Raw genomic sequence first — 17,364 nt, forward strand, 5'->3', positions numbered from 1 at the left:
CGGGATTGTAATGACATTAAAAGGATTTTCAAGATTATCCGTTCGTATACGCGCCAGCGCGTTAAATGCTTATACTCCTGTTAAAGTCCTAATTTACATTTACAAAGCAGTCCCTATCATTGATAGGGACTGCTGCATTAATCTTGTCGAATCTTTTAAATCTTTTTAGAATCCCGGTTTAGAAACGTACCCGCACCCCGGCTAGGAAATTGCGTCCGGCCTGAGGGTAGTAGCCATTATCGGCAGTTACTTTTCCTTCTGCGATGTACGAAACCGTGAAGCCGTTCGATTCATAAAGCTCATTTAGCACATTGTTGAATAGTAGCGTAAATGCGATTTCCTGCGCGAATTTTGGTTTTAGGCTATATATCACCCGGATGTCGTTCGTGAAATATGGGTTAAGCTTACGGCTTTCGTTCGCGGTGTTGTCCATATACTGCTTACCCACGTACTTCGAGAGAAGGGCCAGCTCCAGCCCTTTAGCAGGCGTAAACAACAGTTGTGAACCAGCAATGACATTCGGGGAAAACGAAATATCCGTCTCACGATATTGACGGGTTTCCTGCTGACCGTTGTCGAGGTTATCCAGGTACTCAGTAAAGTTCTTCACCTTGTTCTGACTAAAGGTTGCGTTGACATTCCAGCGCAGTTGTTTAGCCAAACGTGCCCCGGCTTCCAGCTCGATACCAGCCCGATAACTACTCGGAATATTTACCCGGTTATAAGCTCCTACATCATTCAACTGACCCGACAGCACCAGTTGGTTCTTGTAATTCATGAAATACGCGTTGGCCGTAAACGCCAGCTTCTCATTCTGAACTTTGTAGCCTGCTTCGTAATCGATCAGTTTCTCCGCTTTCGAACGACTTTCGGGCGTCGATTGCGTATAATCATTGCGATTCGGTTCTCGCTGGCCCACGCCTACCGAAGCATATACCGTGCTGCGGTCGTTAATGGTATAGGTCAAACCGGCTTTCGGGTTGAAGAACGTGAGTTTGGCGTCTTGTTGAACGTTCTGCAATTGGCTATTATAGCCTAAAAATGAATAATTAATTGTCCGAATCTGCGCGTCGACAAAGCCGTTCAGCTTGGGTGTAAACTGATAGAAGGCTTTGGCGAACAGGTTAAAATCACGTTTGGTGGCATCGTCCTGATAATAGCGATCCCGGATATTACTGTTTCCCGACACCCGCGACCAGATAATTTCGCCGTAGTGGATGCCTTTGTATTGATTCCAGCCACCACCGATGTTGGCCGTCAACTTCCCAAAACTGTTATAGTCGAACGAGAAAACGGTGCCATAAAAATCGTTGTCAAGCCAAAGCCGCCGGATCAGATCAGTCTGCTTAATGGTTGAATCACCAATCACCACATTAGGCAAGCCGTACTTACTGAACGGATCATCGGCTTTATATTCTTCGTAATACCCTTTCCCTTTCGTGTAAAAGAACGACAGATTGGCCCGCCAGTTTTTGGTCAACTCATGCGACGTGATTAACTGGTAATTATCCTGCTGGTAATTGTCGGTCTGGTTATCGTAGGTAAAGGAGTTGTACGTCCGGTTCGTTTTCAGAAATTGTTCCGGCACGCCGTTCCAGGCCTGATACGTCTTCTCCTGACCCGAAAACATATTCAGCCGGAAGAAACTCTTTTTGGTGTAGTAGCCCCCCGAGAGGTAAAACGACTTCAGATCGGAAGAAGCACGGTCAATGTAGCCGTCCGAATGAATGGTCGACAATCGGGCATCGAGCACAAAGTGATTATTGAGCAGTCCCGTTCCAGCCAGTACATTCGCCTTCCGTGTGCCGAACGACCCACCCGACAGGTTTACCTCGGCGTAGGGCTTCTCTTCCAGTTTGTTCGTCTGAATATTGACCGACGCCCCAAATGCCCCGGCTCCATTGGTCGAAGTACCCACCCCGCGCTGGATCTGAATGGTGCTCACCGACGATGCGAAATCCGGCATGTTCACAAAAAACGTCCCCTGCGACTCAGCATCATTGTACGGAATACCGTTGAGGGTCACGTTTACCCGCGTGGCATCGGACCCGCGAATGCGAATGCCGGTATAGCCAACACCCGCCCCGGCATCGGAGGTGGTGACAATGGATGGCGTAAAATTTAGCAGTTGCGGAATATCCTGACCCAGGTTTAACTTGTTGAGGTCCCGGCGGGTCACATCCGTATAGGCAATGGCTGATTTCTGGTTCGCTCGGGTGGCGCTCACAACCACCTCATCGACAGCTACGGCAGTTTTTGATAATTTTATTGTTAATGAAGCGTTTTGATTTGGATTAAACGTCTGGTTTTTAGTTCCATAGCCCAGCATAGATATCTGTAAAACTACGGGGGCAGATTTAAGATTGGTTAATTGAAAAGCACCGGAGGCATCCGTGAAGGTGCCTTTGTACGTATTTATCAGTACAACGGCAGCACCGGGTAGCGGGCCGCCATCGGCATCGCTGACGGTACCCGAAATGGTGAGTTGAGCCCAGGCGGGCAGCATAGATAGCCACAAAAAAGCTATTAGGAGAAAAGAGGAGGTCGTCGGTTTTTTCATGACGAAAAAGCATGACGATAGGCAAGGGGCCTGTCCTACCTGTTGTTAGGTATGATGGTTGTATCTATTCACAGACACAATCTGTGAAATCATTTCCCTTCGCGGCATTACCCGCGCAGGTTCAATGGGTATAATCTCAGCCCGTTAGGTTAGGGCACCCCTTAGAAGATTAGCAGCGCAAAGTTAACTCAATTTTAACAAAACAAGATTTCATCCTTGGTCGTTTTTGTTTTGAACTAGTGTATTGACTTATGAACGAGTTTGATTTAGTTGTTTTACAGGAAGATACAGCTAACGGACGCTTACGAATAGGTGATGTTGGCACGATTTTAACTGTCTATAATGAAGGGAAAGGATTTGAAGTCGAATTTGTGACCTTAACCGGTGAAGCGGTGGCCGTTGAAACGCTTCTGGCGCATCAAATTAGGCCGGTTCGCTCGTCGGAGGTATTAGCTGTACGCGATCTGGCGTTACACGAATAAAATGAATCGTAAACTTTTGATGCATACCCTTTTCCATGATAGTAAATATTCCTAATTTTGCACTCCAAATTGCAAAAGCATGAGCAAGAAGAACCCAGGCCTGGATTTTCTCGAAGATCCAGACGCATTAGAAGGAAAATTAGAAGACGTTGGTGATTATTTCCAACAGAACAAAAATATTGTGCTCGGCATCCTTGGCGGCATTGTATTGCTGGTAGTTGGTTTCTTCGGCTACCGGTATTACATCAGTACACAGGATGAAACGGCTCAGGTCGAGATGTTTCCCTCGCTTTATCAGCTCGAAGCCGATTCGCTTAAGAAGGCGCTCAACGGCGATGGCCGCAATCCTGGCCTGCTGGCTGTTGCGGATAACTACGGGTCAACACCCGGCGGAAATCTGGCCGAATTCTATGCTGGCCTCGGTCTGTTAAAAGAAGGTAAATACGATGAAGCCATCGACCACTTGAAAGGCTTCAGTTCATCTGATTTGTTGGTGCAGGCGCGTGCCTACGCCCTGACAGGAGATGCCTATATGGAAAAGAAAAGCTTTGATGAAGCCGCCGATTACTATCGAAAAGCGGCTGATTATAAGCCTAACAAATTCTTTTCGCCAGGGTACCTGCTTAAGTTAGGTGTTGCTTATGAGCAGGCGAAACAGAACGACAAAGCGATTGCCGCTTACAACGAAATTATCGAGAAGTACAGTCAGTCGGCTGAAGCTCCTACTGCCAAGAAGTATAAATCCGTACTCGAAGCAGCGGTCGGTGAGTCGTAAGCGTACTTGAATAACTCAATACAGCAAAGGACAAAGCCGATGGGTTTTGTCCTTTTTGTTTGTCTGAACCGGGATTTTGAAGGATTTAAAGGATTAGCAAGATTACGCGATCAAAAAATCAATAAACCTGGACATATACTTATCGCCTGAATCATTCCATTACAAAGCGGTCTAGTGTCACTGTACCTCTGGAAAGAGTTGTTTTGTGGCTCTTGCATCAATCAAGAAAATCTTTCAAATCTTGTTAAAATCCCGCCGGGTTGCCGGTGCAATTCTGATGGCATCAGACTTAAAAAACCTCAGCGTCTTTTCAACAGACGCACTCCCCAATATAACCCACCGCCGGTTTGGCATTCTGGTATCCGAATGGAACACTGAAGTGACCGAAGCCCTGTTTGAGGGTGCTTATCAAACCCTGCTGACGCATGGAGCCAAAGCCGAAAACATTATTCGGGGCAACGTGCCGGGCAGTTATGAATTAAGTCTGGCCTCGCAATGGTTCGCCCAGCGCGATGATATAGACGCGGTTATTGCGCTGGGGTGCGTTATTCAGGGCGAAACCAAGCATAATGATTACATTAATCACGCGGTGGCGCAAGGTCTCACCAACGTCAGCCTTAAAACCGGCAAGCCCGTTATTTTCGGTGTTCTGACGCCCAATGATCAGCAGCAGGCTATCGACCGGGCGGGTGGCAAACACGGTAACAAAGGTGACGAAGCGGCCATCACCGCTATTAAAATGTTAGGCTTACAGCAACAGGTTTACAGTAAATTTTAATTCTGAATGAGTGAATGATAGAATGTGCGAATAGTGAAACACACGCTACTTTCTCATTCATTAATTCACTAATTCACTAATTCACCTTAAAATGCACGTCTGGAAATTTGGCGGCACATCGGTCGGGAAGCCCGAGCGTATGCACTCCATCCGTACGCTGATCACCAGCGACGACACTCGTAAAATCGTCGTACTGTCGGCTCTGTCCGGCACTACCAACGCACTGCTAGCCATCGGCGAATCGCTGAAAGCGAATAACGATGCCGATGCTCATGCTAAGATCGACGCGTTGAAAGCGCACTATGATTCATTCCTGAGCGAATTGTATAAAACCGCCGACGGGAAAGCGGCCGGTCAGAAAATCGTGGACAGCGAATTCTCGTTTATCCGCTCACTGACGGGTATCAAGCCATTTACGCTGAAGCAGGAAAAAGAACTGGTGGCCGAAGGTGAGTTGCTGAGTACACAGATTTTTCAGGCGTATCTGGTCGAAGAGGGTGTTCCGTCTACGTTGTTGCCCGCGCTGGAGTTCATGCGCATCGACGCCGACAACGAGCCTGAGATTCAGTTTACCGAACAGAAACTCGCCGAACTGCTGCCTGCCCATGACGATAAGCAGATCATTGTTACACAAGGCTTCATTTGCCGGAATCCACGGGGCGAAGTCGACAACCTCAAGCGGGGTGGCTCGGATTATACTGCTTCGCTGATTGGCGGTGCTATCCGGGCGGAAGAAATCCAGATCTGGACCGACATCGACGGGATGCACAACAACGACCCGCGTATTGTTAAAAACACCTTTCCCGTTCGCGAGCTGACGTTCGACGAAGCGGCAGAATTAGCGTATTTCGGCGCGAAGATCCTGCACCCGTCTACCATCACCCCCGCCCGGATGTTTGGTGTGCCCGTCCGGTTGAAAAACACGATGGACCCAGCCGCCCCCGGCACCCTCATCGCCGACCGTCCCGAAGCGTCGGCCGCATCCAGCGAAGTATTCAAAGCGATTGCGGCCAAAGACGGCATTACAGCCCTATACATCCACTCGACCCGTATGCTGAATGCCTACGGGTTCCTGCGCCGGATTTTCGAAATTTTCGAGAAGTACAAAACGCCGGTCGATATGATAACGACCTCCGAGGTGTCGGTATCGGTAACAATCGACAATACCGAGCGCCTTCAGGAAATTACGGACGAACTCAACACGTTCTGTACACTCGAAGAACCCGACCACGACCAGACCATTATTTGTGTTGTAGGGAACTTCAGCGCCGACAACGAAGGCGTCGCGGTTCGGGTGTTCAACGCCATGAAAAACATCCCGATCCGGATGATCTCATACGGCGGTACCGAAAGCAACCTGTCGCTGCTCGTTCATGGTCGTTACAAAGCCGACGCACTGAACGCCTTGAATGACGGATTGTTTTCCGTGTAACTTTGCGTTCAGAGCAACGCCATTTCTCAAAGAAATGGCGTTGCTGCCCATCAATCTCGCCAGGCCATGACTGACAAGCAATTTTCACAGGCAGTAAAGAAGCAAGTCTGCGAGATTGACCCCCAGGCCGAAGTTTGACTGCACGGGTCAAGGGCGCGGGGTGATGCTCGTCCCAATTCGGACTGGGATTTTTTAGTATTTACGAACAACGATCTGTCTGGGGGAGAAGGTGGCAGTTTTCGGATCGGTTGTACGACATTCAATAAGAGAGCGGTCGGATGATTAGCACCATTGTTTGGCCCCAACGGGAAAGACGTCGTTATGAGGTTACAGACTTGTATCAGAATGTAATGGACGAAGGCATCAGACTACAGGTCGTACTGTTTCCTACTCTCACTAACTCAGGAATTTATTGACGTTATCAAACGTCTGATTAACCAGTAATATGCTGCAACTCAATTTTATCCGCGAGAATAAAGACACCGTGTTGGCGGGGCTTGGAAAGCGATATTTCGCCAATGCCGAAACGGTTGTCGACAATGTGCTGACGCTTGACCAGAAACGGCGCGATACCCAAAAGGAACTTGACGATGTATTGGCCCAGTCCAACGCCAAAGCCAGTCAGATTGGTGCGTTGATGAAGGCGGGGGATAAAACCGCTGCTGAAGCTGCCAAAGCCGAAACCGCTGAGTTGAAAGTCCGCTCCAAAGACCTCGCCGAAGCCCTGCGCCAGGTAGAAGTTGAGTTGCAGGCCGTGCTCGTTACCATCCCGAACATTCCGCACAGCAGCGTTCCACCCGGCCGCAGTGCCGACGATAACGAAGTGGTGCTCGAACATGGCGACAAGCCCACGCTTCACGACGCAGCCCAGCCCCACTGGGAATTGATTAAGAAGTACGACATTATTGACTTCGAGCTAGGTGTGAAGATTGCCGGAGCGGGGTTTCCCGTTTATAAAGGCAAAGGAGCCCGGATTCAGCGGGCGATGATCAACTTTTTTCTTGACGAAGCCCTGAAAGCCGGTTATATAGAAGTACAGCCACCCATTCTGGTTAATGAAGATTCGGGCTTTGGAACCGGACAACTGCCCGATAAGGAAGGGCAGATGTATTTCGCCACCGAAGATAAACTGTACCTGATTCCAACGGCCGAAGTCCCCATCACAAATATTTACCGGGATGTAATTTTGAACGAGAATCAGTTGCCGGTTAAAAATGTAGGATACACGCCTTGTTTTCGGCGGGAAGCGGGTTCGTGGGGTGCTCACGTTCGCGGGTTGAACCGGCTGCACCAATTCGATAAAGTGGAAATCGTGCGCATCGAACGGCCCGAAAACTCCTACGCGGCTCTGGAAGAAATGAGCCTGCACGTTCAGAGCCTGTTGCAGAAACTGGAACTCCCCTACCGCGTGTTGCGCTTGTGTGGGGGCGACATGGGCTTCACTTCGGCGCTTACCTACGATATGGAAGTATGGTCGGCGGCACAGCAACGCTGGCTTGAAGTTAGCTCCGTCTCAAACTTCGAAACCTATCAGGCTAACCGGCTGAAACTGCGTTCGAAACTAGAAGGGAAAATGCAGCTCATGCACACGCTGAATGGCTCGGCGTTAGCGCTGCCGCGTATTCTGGCCTCCATTCTGGAGAATAACCAAACACCCGAAGGCATCAAAATCCCAAAGGTTCTTGTGCCGTATTGCGGGTTTGAGGTGATCGATTAGTAGGTTAGTAAAAAGGAAGGCGTGCCACAGTTCAAACCGTGGCACGCCTTCCTTTTTTTACCAAGACACTAATTCAACTCCCGAGTGGTTTCGAACAGGAACCACACACGGCGTTCGGTCTCATCAATGTATACTTCGAGCAAGCTGGCGGTGGCTACGTCTTCAGCGTCGTCGGCTACTTTGTGTGCGTCGCGCATAGCTTTCGCCATCTTTTTATTCTCGTTCATCAGGTCAACCAGCATGTCTTTAGGTGCCACGAAATCTTCGTCGTTGTCCTTCACCCGCTGCAACTGGGCAATGTGCGCCACCGACCGAATGGTATTTTCACCCAGTTTCCGGACGCGTTCGGCGAGCGGGTCGATGGTGGCAAAAATCTGGTCGGCCTGCTCGTCCAATAGCAGATGATAGTCGCGGAAATGGCGTCCCGACATGTGCCAGTGGTAATTTTTCGTTTTGATATATAGTGCAAAGGCATCGGCCACCAGCCCGTTTACAGCTTCAGCTACTTTTTGTATGCCTTTGTCTTTGAGGTCGGATGGGGTATCCAGCACCTCTACTTGATGAACAGCTTTCATAAGGTTAATCAGTTAGTCAGCGTAAAAGCTTATACCCTTGAAAAACCCCATGCCCCTGATATTGTTTGTTAAATCCAACTTAAAATCGGGCGAGCACTTTCTCGGAAACCGTTTTGCCAATCGATAGCGACGAGGTGGCGGCTGGCGATGGTGCATTGACGACGTTAATGGCTTTATCGCTTTCCAGAATGGCGAAATCATCCAGCAATCCACCGGTACGGTCACAGGCCTGCGCCCGTACACCCGCGCCCCCCGGCTCCAGATCCGACTCCTGAATTTCCGGTATCAGGCCCTGCAGGGCTTTGGTGAAAGCGGCTTTGGAGAACGACCGATACATTTCGCCCAGACCCGTTTCCCAGTACTTGGCGGCTACTTTCTGAAACCCCGGCCACGAAAGTGTTTCGTACAATTCTTTCAGATTCACCGCCGACTTGGTGTAGCCTTCCCGCTGAAACGCCAGAACCGCATTCGGACCGGCCTCTACGCCCCCATGCACCATACGGGTGAAGTGAACGCCCAAAAAAGGGAAGTTCGGGTCGGGTACGGGGTAAATCAGGTTTTTAACCAGGTATTCTTTTTGTGGCTTGATCTTAAAGTATTCCCCCCTAAACGGCACAATGCGTACATCGACCGGCTCGCGCTGGGTAAGCTGAGCGATTTTATCAGAATACAGACCTGCGCAGTTCACGACCAGTTTGGTTTCGTAACGGTTCTTATTCGATACTACGATGCTCAGGCTCGTTCCGGGTGTTACCTGCTCCACCCGCTCGTTTAGTCGAATTTCACCGCCCAGCGCCAGAAACTTTTCGGCATACTTGTCGGATACCTGCTTGTAATCAATTATACCTGTTTGCGGCACGAACATACCGGCAACGCCCGTTACATGCGGCTCAATCTCCCGCATCTCGGCCAGCGACAGCTTTTTCAGTCCGCCAAGGCCGTTCGACTGCCCGCGCTCATAGAGCGTATCGAGTTGGGGGAGCTCTTCAGGTTTGGTGGCGACGACGATTTTGCCGCAAAGGTCATACGGTATACCTTCCGCATCGCAAAAGTCGATGAGCATGTGGTAGCCTCGAATGCAGTTAGTGGCTTTCAGACTGCCCGGCTTGTAATACAGTCCAGAGTGGATAACCCCGCTGTTATGCCCCGTCTGATGACGAGCAACAGCGGATTCTTTCTCGATTAAGATAACGGTCAGGTTTGGCCGTTGCTGTTTCAACTGAAGCGCGGTGGCTAACCCTACGATGCCCCCGCCAATAATTACTACGTCTGTCATAGCTTGTATCTGACAGCAAGATGCTGTCAGCGATGCCTAAGTTCGGCAGCCCGTATTGTCGGACAAGTTACTGCCGGATACCCCTGCTGTATAGTTAAGGCACAAAGGTACAGTTTTCAGACGAATCAGCCGATTACCGCAGCTGGCCCTCAATCCAATCGAGTCCGCGCCCGTACAGGGCGTGGGCAAAACGAACCCGGTTGTCGAAATCGGCATTAGCGGTTTGGCCGGTAGTCATAAACTGCTTCACGAGCCGGGCGTTGTCCAGTGCCTGCGGCTGGTCGTATTCAGGTTCCGTTTCTGTACGGAAGGCCGAGAAGGCGGGGGCGTCACCTTCGAAGTGCTGAAAGAACAAATGCCCTTTGGGGGTACGAACAGCGCAAAGTACGCCCGTTGCACGGCTGGTTGAGGGAGCCAGACTCCCCTCCAGGCCGCGTTTTAGGACGATAACGGCGTCGAATCCGGCCAGCATGGCCAGTTCGGCCATTTTCATTTGATAGGTAATATGAAACACCGACGTCACCAGAATCCGGGCGTGGCAGGGGTTCAGCACTTTTTCGAGGGTAGCCAGAAACGGGCGTTTGATCATGGTATGCCGACGCTCCACCCACCGGTTAAGGGCTGGCGACAGGGCTTTCTGGTCGAGCACCCAGCCGTACGAAGCCAGGGGTGTATCCAGTTCGTGGTTACTTTGTAAAAACTGGCAACCCAGGTTCATGTATAGATCGAGGGTATTCAGCGTGAACTTCGGCCCACCTGAGCGGCCCACCATAGAGATGGCCCCGTAGCCCCGTTTCTGGAAAAACTGCGCCAGCAGGGGCGTAATCAGGTAACTGTTCTCGACGCCATCAAACGGCTCAGCCAGTTGGATCAGCGGCCGGTCGGCGCAGCTTATGGGGCCAAATCCGGGCGTAAACGTCCGTTCGGCAGCACGCATCAGCCCATGGTATTCTTCGTTCGTTTCGTGCCGGACGCGCATGATGCTGGCGGCCAGTCCCCGGAAAGTCTCGCAGGAGCCATCACCAAACAGATAATCACCTAATTGCTCGGCTTCATCGACCTGAAGGTTTGCCCCCCGAACCAGTTTAGTGGCAATATGAAGCATCCCTTCAGGTAGATCGGGACAAACTTTATTGATAAGAAATGTCGGATGTAAAAAAGCTCCTTTTCCGATTACCTCTTCCAGCGTCCGTTCATCGTCGGTTGGGCCTTTGGCTAGTAAGGCTCCCAGAAAAGCCCCTCGCTGGAGCGGATGGGAAGCGGGATCGGCCAGCGCAACCCGACATTCAGCAAGCATTTCGGGGGTAAGCGGCTTACTGCCATACTTACCAATGCCAATGTGTTTAATACCACGCCCAAGCGGGGTACTGGTGGCCGGTACGTCCAGAACCATAAGATTAACTGGTTTAACTGAGAGATAGGGAGTAGGTAAATATAAGTAAAAAAGATGGACTCTCTAACCGAAAAGTTAGCAAAAATGGCGGTTTTGAAGGCCTTAAAGCCATATTATTCCTAAAGTGTAGTCTATTACTGTTCCTGTCCAATTCAGTTAACCCTAAAAAGGTTTAGTTTTGGTAAACCGTGCCCTGAGCCGTGTTTATCTATCGGAAATAATCTGTTTTATGTCTTCTCTCCGGCTTTTTCTTACACCCAAAACCGGGTTATTCATCCTGCTGACGGGCCTACTGGTCAGCGTCGAACTGGCCGTAACGCAAACAACTGGTTTCGTTCGGCGCCCGATGGCCGTTTCGTTGGGTGTCATGTTCGATCTGGTGTTCGTCACCACGGGTTTGTTTTACTGGCTTGTGGCAAAACCCCATCAACTGCCCCGCAACCGGACCATCCTGATCGCTGTTCTGATGCTGCGTCTGGCGTCGTTCATCCTACCAAAAGGCGCTTTCCTACCAAACCAGTTCTGGCCAATCTTGTTGGTACTGACTGAGGCAATGGTACTGATACTAGCGGGTTTACGAATCCGAACTATTGTGCAGACCTATCGACGGTTGCGTTCTCAGTCGGATGCAGAAACAGCCTTGCAAGGCAGCCTCGCTGCCGTTTTTGGTCATAAAGCGTCTGGTATTATCATGGGCGAGGGCCTCACGCTCTATTACGTGCTGCTGGGCTGGCGGCTCAGACAGAATGTTCCGCCCGGATCGACCGTCCTGACCACGCATCGTCAATCAGGACAAATTGCGCTCGTGGTCAGCCTGCTAATGGTTGGCCTTATCGAAACAGTTGGTCTCCATGTGCTACTGAACCGCTGGAATCCGTCAATAGCGTTCTGGGTAACCCTGACCAGCGTCTATGGGTTGTTATTTTTCATAGCCGACATGATTGCCACCGTCAAGCGTCCCTCCTATTTGACCGATACGCATCTTCACCTCCGCTTAGGGGTACGCTGGGGGGCGGTTATACCTCGCTCGGCGATTATTGATATCAGACGGATTCATGAAAAACCGGCAAAACAGACCGGTCAACTCAACGGTGCCTTTCTAACAGCACCCACTATTTTACTGAGCTTCAGCGAACCCATTTGCTTCGACGGGCCTTATGGATTGAGGAAGCAAATCAGTCGATTTTCTTTTTGTGTGGATAATCCCGATTCATTCGTTCAATTACTAACGAATCGTGCTTGATTCGGCCCGTTAGCAGTGCACAACCGCTGGCTAATGGCCCAATCGACTATTTTTACGAAGACATTTCAATTCGGTAACATGGCGGAACGAATCACCTACGGCAAAACATGGTGGGGACAACAATGGCTCAATGCACTGACCAGCATTGACATGGCGAACCGATTGCCGCGGGGTAAAACTTACGCGAATAAAGGAGCGGTGCAGGGATTGTCCATTTCCCAGAATCAAATTAGTGCCTCGATTAAAGGAACCGCCCCCCGACCCTATAAATCAAAGTTATCGGTACCGCTGTTCTCTGAGCAGGAAAAAGAGTGGCTGCTGACCGAAATCCGGGAGAACCCAGCCACGCTGGCGCAACTCCTGAACCGGCAACTTCCTCCCGAACTGACCGAATTTGCAGAGACGAGCGGCATTCAACTCTTCCCGCATTCGTTTCGGGACTTGTCGATGGGTTGCTCCTGCCCCGACGAAGCCGTGCCCTGCAAGCACTTGGCTGCCGTTATTTATACCATCGCCAATGAAATTGACCGGAATCCGTTTCTGGTTTTTCAACTGAAAGGGCTTGACATTTTGAGCGAGTTGCAAAAATTTCAGGTAGAAGGTATTCAGGGTGCGCTCGAAACGGTCCTGTCGTTTAAAGACATTGGCACCGACGATTTGCCCGACGACGAAGACTGGAAACCTAACGAAAAGGCGCAGGCCAATCTGGACTTCGCCACCATTCCGGCGCTGACTGACCAGCTTTTAGGGCTGCTCGCTACCGATGTTACCTTCACCAAAGGCGACTTTCATAAATCCTTGGCACGGGCATACAAGCTGTTTAGCAAGCCGGTTGACGTTGACCTGAACGAAGAGCGCAACACGGCTAGCGTACCAGCTTTCAGCGACAGCATTGAGTTGCAACTCGATGAGGTGATGACGGTCAAGAAAATTAATATGTTCAGCGAGCATGGCGAACCCCGGTCTATTCCAGGCTTCGACATGAGCGACCTGATGGCCTGGCTCAACACCCTCACCGAAGCCGACTGGGCCGAAATGAGTGATTCGGTGAGGGGTCTGTACCTAACCATGCAGTTTGCAGCCGCGCTGCTGCGCAGGGGTGCCGTTGTGCCCCAGCTCCTGCGCGTGGGGCCAACAGAAGAGCAATACCGGGTTCGGTGGCTCCCCGCTACGCTTAATGAGACCGTAAAACGCCAGACCGATTTGTTGGCCGCGCAACTGCCGCCCACGCTACTTACGGTGCGCTGGCAAAAGGAATGGCTCGCTCTACCCGATGAGCAGCAGGTGCTAACACTATGTTCGTTGTTCCTGCGCCGGGCCATCAAACCTGCTACCGTTGAACTCTGGGAACGTTGGCCTCTGGAAGACGCCGACCGGCTCTTTTTCGGGGTCGAAACGATCCGCTTTGAAGGATTTGGCCGGAAGGAAATGCCGCTAGCCATGCAGCTTTGGGTGAGTGATTTCTTTCTGACCCATAAACGGTTTGTACCCATTCTGGCCGTTGAAGATAGCGAATCGGGCGATGAATTCCGGCTGAGTCTGCTTATCCGCGACCGCGAAGCCCCCACCATCAACGGGGCGCCAACTGCCCCAATTCCCTTGCCGGACCTGCTCGACAAACGCGCTAACGGCATCGACCGCCATCAGCGCATCCGGATGGCCGTTTTACAGGATTTACTGGTGCTGGCGCGGCACTTTCCCGATCTGGCTAAACTGACCAAAACGGGAGGCCCGGCCTATTTGGCTTATACGCCCGAACAGTTCGTGAAAGTCCTGCTGGAACAACTGCCCCGAATGCAGTTGCTCGGCATTGCGCTGTTGTTGCCTAAGTCGCTCCAGCACTGGGTCCGCCCCACAGCGGGTGGACGGCTAAAGGCCAAAGTTACGGCCAACAATGCCTTTATGCGGCTGGACGACATGCTGACCTTCGATTGGCAGATTGCCCTCGGTAGCGACATGGTGAGCGTAAAAGAGTTCCAGAAGCTGGTAGGCCGCACCACGGGGCTGGTTAAAATCAAAGATCAGTACGTGCTCGTCGATCCAACCGAACTGAACAAGCTTTATAAACAACTCGAAAATCCACCCGAACTAACGGGCACTGAACTGCTTCGGGCGGCTTTATCGGAAGAGTTCCGGGGCAATCGGGTTGGCCTGACGGCCGATGTGCGGGAGTTGATTCGGCAGTTTACCGAAAGTGAATCGCAGCCCCTCCCCGACTCGCTGGATGCGACCCTTCGCCCGTATCAACAGCGTGGTTACGACTGGCTCATTAAAAATACGGCTCTCGGTATGGGTAGTTTGCTGGCCGATGACATGGGCCTTGGAAAAACCCTTCAGGTCATTGCGCTGCTACTAAAATTCAAACAGGAAGGGAGATTCAAGAAACAAAAGGGACTGGTTGTATTACCTACGACCCTGCTGACCAACTGGCAAAAAGAAATTGCCCGGTTCGCGCCGGAGTTGCAGGCCCGGATTTACCATGGCTCCAACCGAAAGCTCCCCACCGAACGCAACGGCGAGTATGACCTGCTGTTGACGACCTACGGCGTTATCCGGAGTGATCTGAACGAACTGAAGAAGATAACCTGGGCGGTGGTGGTCATCGACGAAGCACAGAACATCAAAAACGCCGATACCGAACAAACAAAAGCCGTTAAAGCCCTAAAATCGCCCATACGCATTGCCTTGAGCGGTACGCCAGTCGAGAACCGGTTGTCGGAGTTCTGGAGCATTATGGATTTCGTCAACAAAGGGTATCTGGGCGGGCTGACCAAATTTAATGAGGAGTTCGGCAAGCCGATTCAGCAGGAGCGCGACCACCAGAAACTCGACCAGTTCCGGCGCATTACCAGTCCGTTCCTACTCCGTCGCGTCAAAACCGACCGCACCATCATCAGCGATCTTCCCGATAAAATCGAGACTAACCAGTTTTGCGCCCTCACGACCGAGCAGGCCGTGCTCTACCAGAGTGTGGTGCAGGAAAGCTTACGGGCCATTGAAGAGAAAGACGGTATTGCGCGCCGGGGTCTGGTGCTGAAACTCATGACAGCTCTCAAGCAGATTGGCAATCACCCGCATCAATACCTCAAGAAAGGTAATGCGGCTCCGTCGCTGTCCGGCAAGGCAACACTCTTGCTTAGCTTACTCGAAACGATTTACGCTAACCACGAAAAGGTGTTGATCTTCACCCAGTACAAGGAGATGGGTGAGCTACTGACCCAGTTCATTCAACAGTCATTTGGCACGCAGCCGTTGTTTCTGCACGGCGGCACCTCCCGGCCCGAACGCGACCGGATGGTGGAGCAATTCCAGCGAAACCGCAGTGACCACACGTTCATACTATCACTCAAAGCGGGCGGTACGGGACTTAACCTGACCCAGGCCAACCACGTTATTCACTTCGATTTATGGTGGAATCCGGCGGTGGAGTCGCAAGCCACCGACCGTGCTTTCCGTATCGGCCAGACAAAGAACGTCATGGTTTACCGACTCATGAACCAGGGCACACTGGAAGAGAAAATCGACGCCATGATTCGTTCTAAACGCGAACTCGCCGACCTCAGCGTCAAAACTGGCGAAACCTGGCTTGGTGATTTGAGTGATGATGAGTTGAAAGAACTGGTGGCGTTGGGGTAGAGTCGTGTAGTACCGACCGTCACGGTCAGTACTACGCGACTCTACTATCTATCTACACCTTCTTCGGATCGGGGTGTGTGTATGGGTTCCGATAATCCCGTGCCAGCATTTTAGTAGCTTCTTTATCACCCACCACTTCGCGCTTGACGGGGTCGTATACCATTGGACGGCCAGTTTTCATAGCCATGTTGGCCAGAATGCAGCTTGCCGTTGAGATGTGACCCTGCTCAATATCTGCAACAGGTCGGCTGTTTTTTTCGATAGCATCCAGGAAGTTAAGCATGTGCAGGCGCGTAGCCGGGGCTGCATTCAGCTCAATTTTCGGCGTGGTATCTTCCGTGACGTCTTCCGGGTATTTCTCTTTTTCGAAGAGAACATCGAAGTGGATTTTCTCGCCTTTACCGTCCGGAATGAAGTCGCACTGCATGGTACTGCCCCACAGAGTGCCTTTTTCACCATACAGCGTGAAAGACCAGGGATAATCGGGATTGTTGGCCGTTCCCCAAGTTTTGTGATGCCACACACAGTTCAGTTCGTCGTACTCAAATAGCGCCGATTGCGTATCGGAGATGTTCGATTTACCCTCTTTCTGCACATAAATTCCACCGTGAGACGTAATCCGCTTGGGCCAGCCCAGGTTAAGCATCCAGCGGACGGTATCGAGCATGTGTACGCACATATCGCCCGTAATGCCGTTGCCATATTCCATGAATGTCCGCCACCAGCGCACGTGGGGTAAGCCATCGTAGGGACGCAACGGAGCCGGACCGGTCCACATTTCGTAGTCTAGGAAATCGGGGACCGGCTGAACAGCTGGGTTGCCATTGTTCCGCATGTGCAGGTCGCACGACATCTCTACGTGCGATATTTTACCGAGCAATCCGGCGTCGACAATCCGCTTTTTAGCATCAATCAGGTGCGGGGTACTTTTCCGTTGCGTACCCACCTGCACCACTTTGTTGTATTTACGGGCGGCAGCAACCATCGCTTCGCCTTCCATCACGTCCACGCTGATGGGCTTCTGCACATACACATGCGACCCTGCCTTTACGCAGTCGATCATCTGGAGTGCGTGCCAATGGTCGGGGGTGCCGATGAGTACAATGTCCATCTGGTTCTCGGCCAGCATTTTCTTATAATCGCCATACAGCTTGGGCGTTTTACCCGATTTCTGCCGCTGGCTAACCAGCTTGGCGGCACCGGCCAACATATTCTTGTCGACATCGCAGAGGGCAACCACTTCAACGGGTGCTACCTGAATCAGACGAAACAAATCACTTTTGCCGTACCAGCCCGTACCGATCAGGCCAACCCGATAGGCTTTGGGCGGATTGATCAGATCCATCCCCCTCGCCCCAAAGGCCGAAAGAGCAAGTGAGGCAGTAGTGCCCTGTATAAAACGACGACGGTTGATATTGAAAATATCCATGCGAATTAAGGTTTTTCAGACGGCAGAGCCGGGGTTATAGGAGATTAATGGTTTACATGCCTGATCAG

At 51.3% G+C, this 17,364-nt stretch carries 13 protein-coding genes and 1 riboswitch; of the genes, 8 read left to right on the top strand and 5 right to left on the bottom strand.

The annotated features are described in order from the left end of the window. Positions 1-178 precede the first annotated feature (178 nt). A complete protein-coding gene (locus tag NT073_RS03540) occupies positions 179-2,560 on the bottom strand; it encodes a TonB-dependent receptor (protein WP_297368875.1) in 2,382 nt (793 codons plus the stop codon). A 77-nt stretch (positions 2,561-2,637) separates the two neighbouring features. Next, a riboswitch (TPP riboswitch) is annotated at positions 2,638-2,732 on the bottom strand. Between the two features lie 79 nt (positions 2,733-2,811). Between NT073_RS03540 and NT073_RS03545 the strand changes: the two genes are divergently transcribed. The 6 genes from NT073_RS03545 (at position 2,812) to serS (ending at position 7,744) form a co-directional block, all read left to right on the top strand. Further along, positions 2,812-3,042 (top strand): DUF4926 domain-containing protein, encoded by a 231-nt coding sequence (locus tag NT073_RS03545; RefSeq protein ID WP_297368879.1) that lies wholly within the window; start codon positions 2,812-2,814, stop codon positions 3,040-3,042. A 79-nt stretch (positions 3,043-3,121) separates the two neighbouring features. After that, positions 3,122-3,817 carry a tetratricopeptide repeat protein gene (locus NT073_RS03550; RefSeq protein ID WP_297368882.1) on the top strand — a complete coding sequence of 232 codons (696 nt, stop codon included), beginning with the start codon at positions 3,122-3,124 and terminating at the stop codon, positions 3,815-3,817. 277 nt (positions 3,818-4,094) lie between these two features. Further along, on the top strand, positions 4,095-4,595 hold the full coding sequence (ribH, locus tag NT073_RS03555; RefSeq protein ID WP_297369150.1) for a 6,7-dimethyl-8-ribityllumazine synthase: 501 nt from the start codon (positions 4,095-4,097) through the stop codon (positions 4,593-4,595). Between the two features lie 91 nt (positions 4,596-4,686). Further along, positions 4,687-6,027, top strand: a complete 1,341-nt coding sequence (locus NT073_RS03560; RefSeq protein WP_297368885.1) for an aspartate kinase — start codon at positions 4,687-4,689, stop codon at positions 6,025-6,027. A gap of 138 nt (positions 6,028-6,165) precedes the next feature. Beyond that, positions 6,166-6,309 (top strand): nucleotidyltransferase domain-containing protein, encoded by a 144-nt coding sequence (locus NT073_RS03565; RefSeq protein WP_297369177.1) that lies wholly within the window; start codon positions 6,166-6,168, stop codon positions 6,307-6,309. A 163-nt stretch (positions 6,310-6,472) separates the two neighbouring features. Then, a complete protein-coding gene (serS, locus tag NT073_RS03570) occupies positions 6,473-7,744 on the top strand; it encodes a serine--tRNA ligase (RefSeq protein WP_297368888.1) in 1,272 nt (423 codons plus the stop codon). Positions 7,745-7,812: 68 nt separating this feature from the next. Here serS and NT073_RS03575 read toward each other — a convergent pair whose 3' ends face one another. The 3 genes from NT073_RS03575 to NT073_RS03585 form a co-directional block, all read right to left on the bottom strand. After that, the gene (locus tag NT073_RS03575; RefSeq protein WP_012930087.1) at positions 7,813-8,319 is read right to left on the bottom strand and encodes a DNA starvation/stationary phase protection protein; all 507 of its coding nucleotides are present in this window, start codon (positions 8,317-8,319) and stop codon (positions 7,813-7,815) included. 79 nt (positions 8,320-8,398) lie between these two features. Beyond that, positions 8,399-9,595: an L-2-hydroxyglutarate oxidase gene (lhgO, locus tag NT073_RS03580; RefSeq protein ID WP_297368894.1), complete on the bottom strand. Its 1,197-nt coding sequence runs from the start codon at positions 9,593-9,595 to the stop codon at positions 8,399-8,401. A gap of 133 nt (positions 9,596-9,728) precedes the next feature. After that, positions 9,729-10,988, bottom strand: a complete 1,260-nt coding sequence (locus NT073_RS03585; RefSeq protein ID WP_297368897.1) for an anthranilate phosphoribosyltransferase — start codon at positions 10,986-10,988, stop codon at positions 9,729-9,731. Positions 10,989-11,217: 229 nt separating this feature from the next. Here NT073_RS03585 and NT073_RS03590 point away from each other — a divergent pair, with 229 nt between their 5' ends. Beyond that, on the top strand, positions 11,218-12,231 hold the full coding sequence (locus tag NT073_RS03590; protein WP_297368900.1) for a hypothetical protein: 1,014 nt from the start codon (positions 11,218-11,220) through the stop codon (positions 12,229-12,231). Between the two features lie 78 nt (positions 12,232-12,309). Continuing rightward, positions 12,310-15,867 carry a DEAD/DEAH box helicase gene (locus NT073_RS03595; RefSeq protein WP_297368903.1) on the top strand — a complete coding sequence of 1,186 codons (3,558 nt, stop codon included), beginning with the start codon at positions 12,310-12,312 and terminating at the stop codon, positions 15,865-15,867. 52 nt (positions 15,868-15,919) lie between these two features. Here the strand turns inward: NT073_RS03595 and NT073_RS03600 are convergent, their stop codons facing one another. Next, a complete protein-coding gene (locus NT073_RS03600; protein ID WP_297368907.1) occupies positions 15,920-17,296 on the bottom strand; it encodes a Gfo/Idh/MocA family oxidoreductase in 1,377 nt (458 codons plus the stop codon). Positions 17,297-17,364 lie beyond the last annotated feature (68 nt).

The organism is Spirosoma sp. (assembly GCF_026391055.1).
In the GTDB taxonomy this organism is placed as follows: domain Bacteria; phylum Bacteroidota; class Bacteroidia; order Cytophagales; family Spirosomataceae; genus Spirosoma.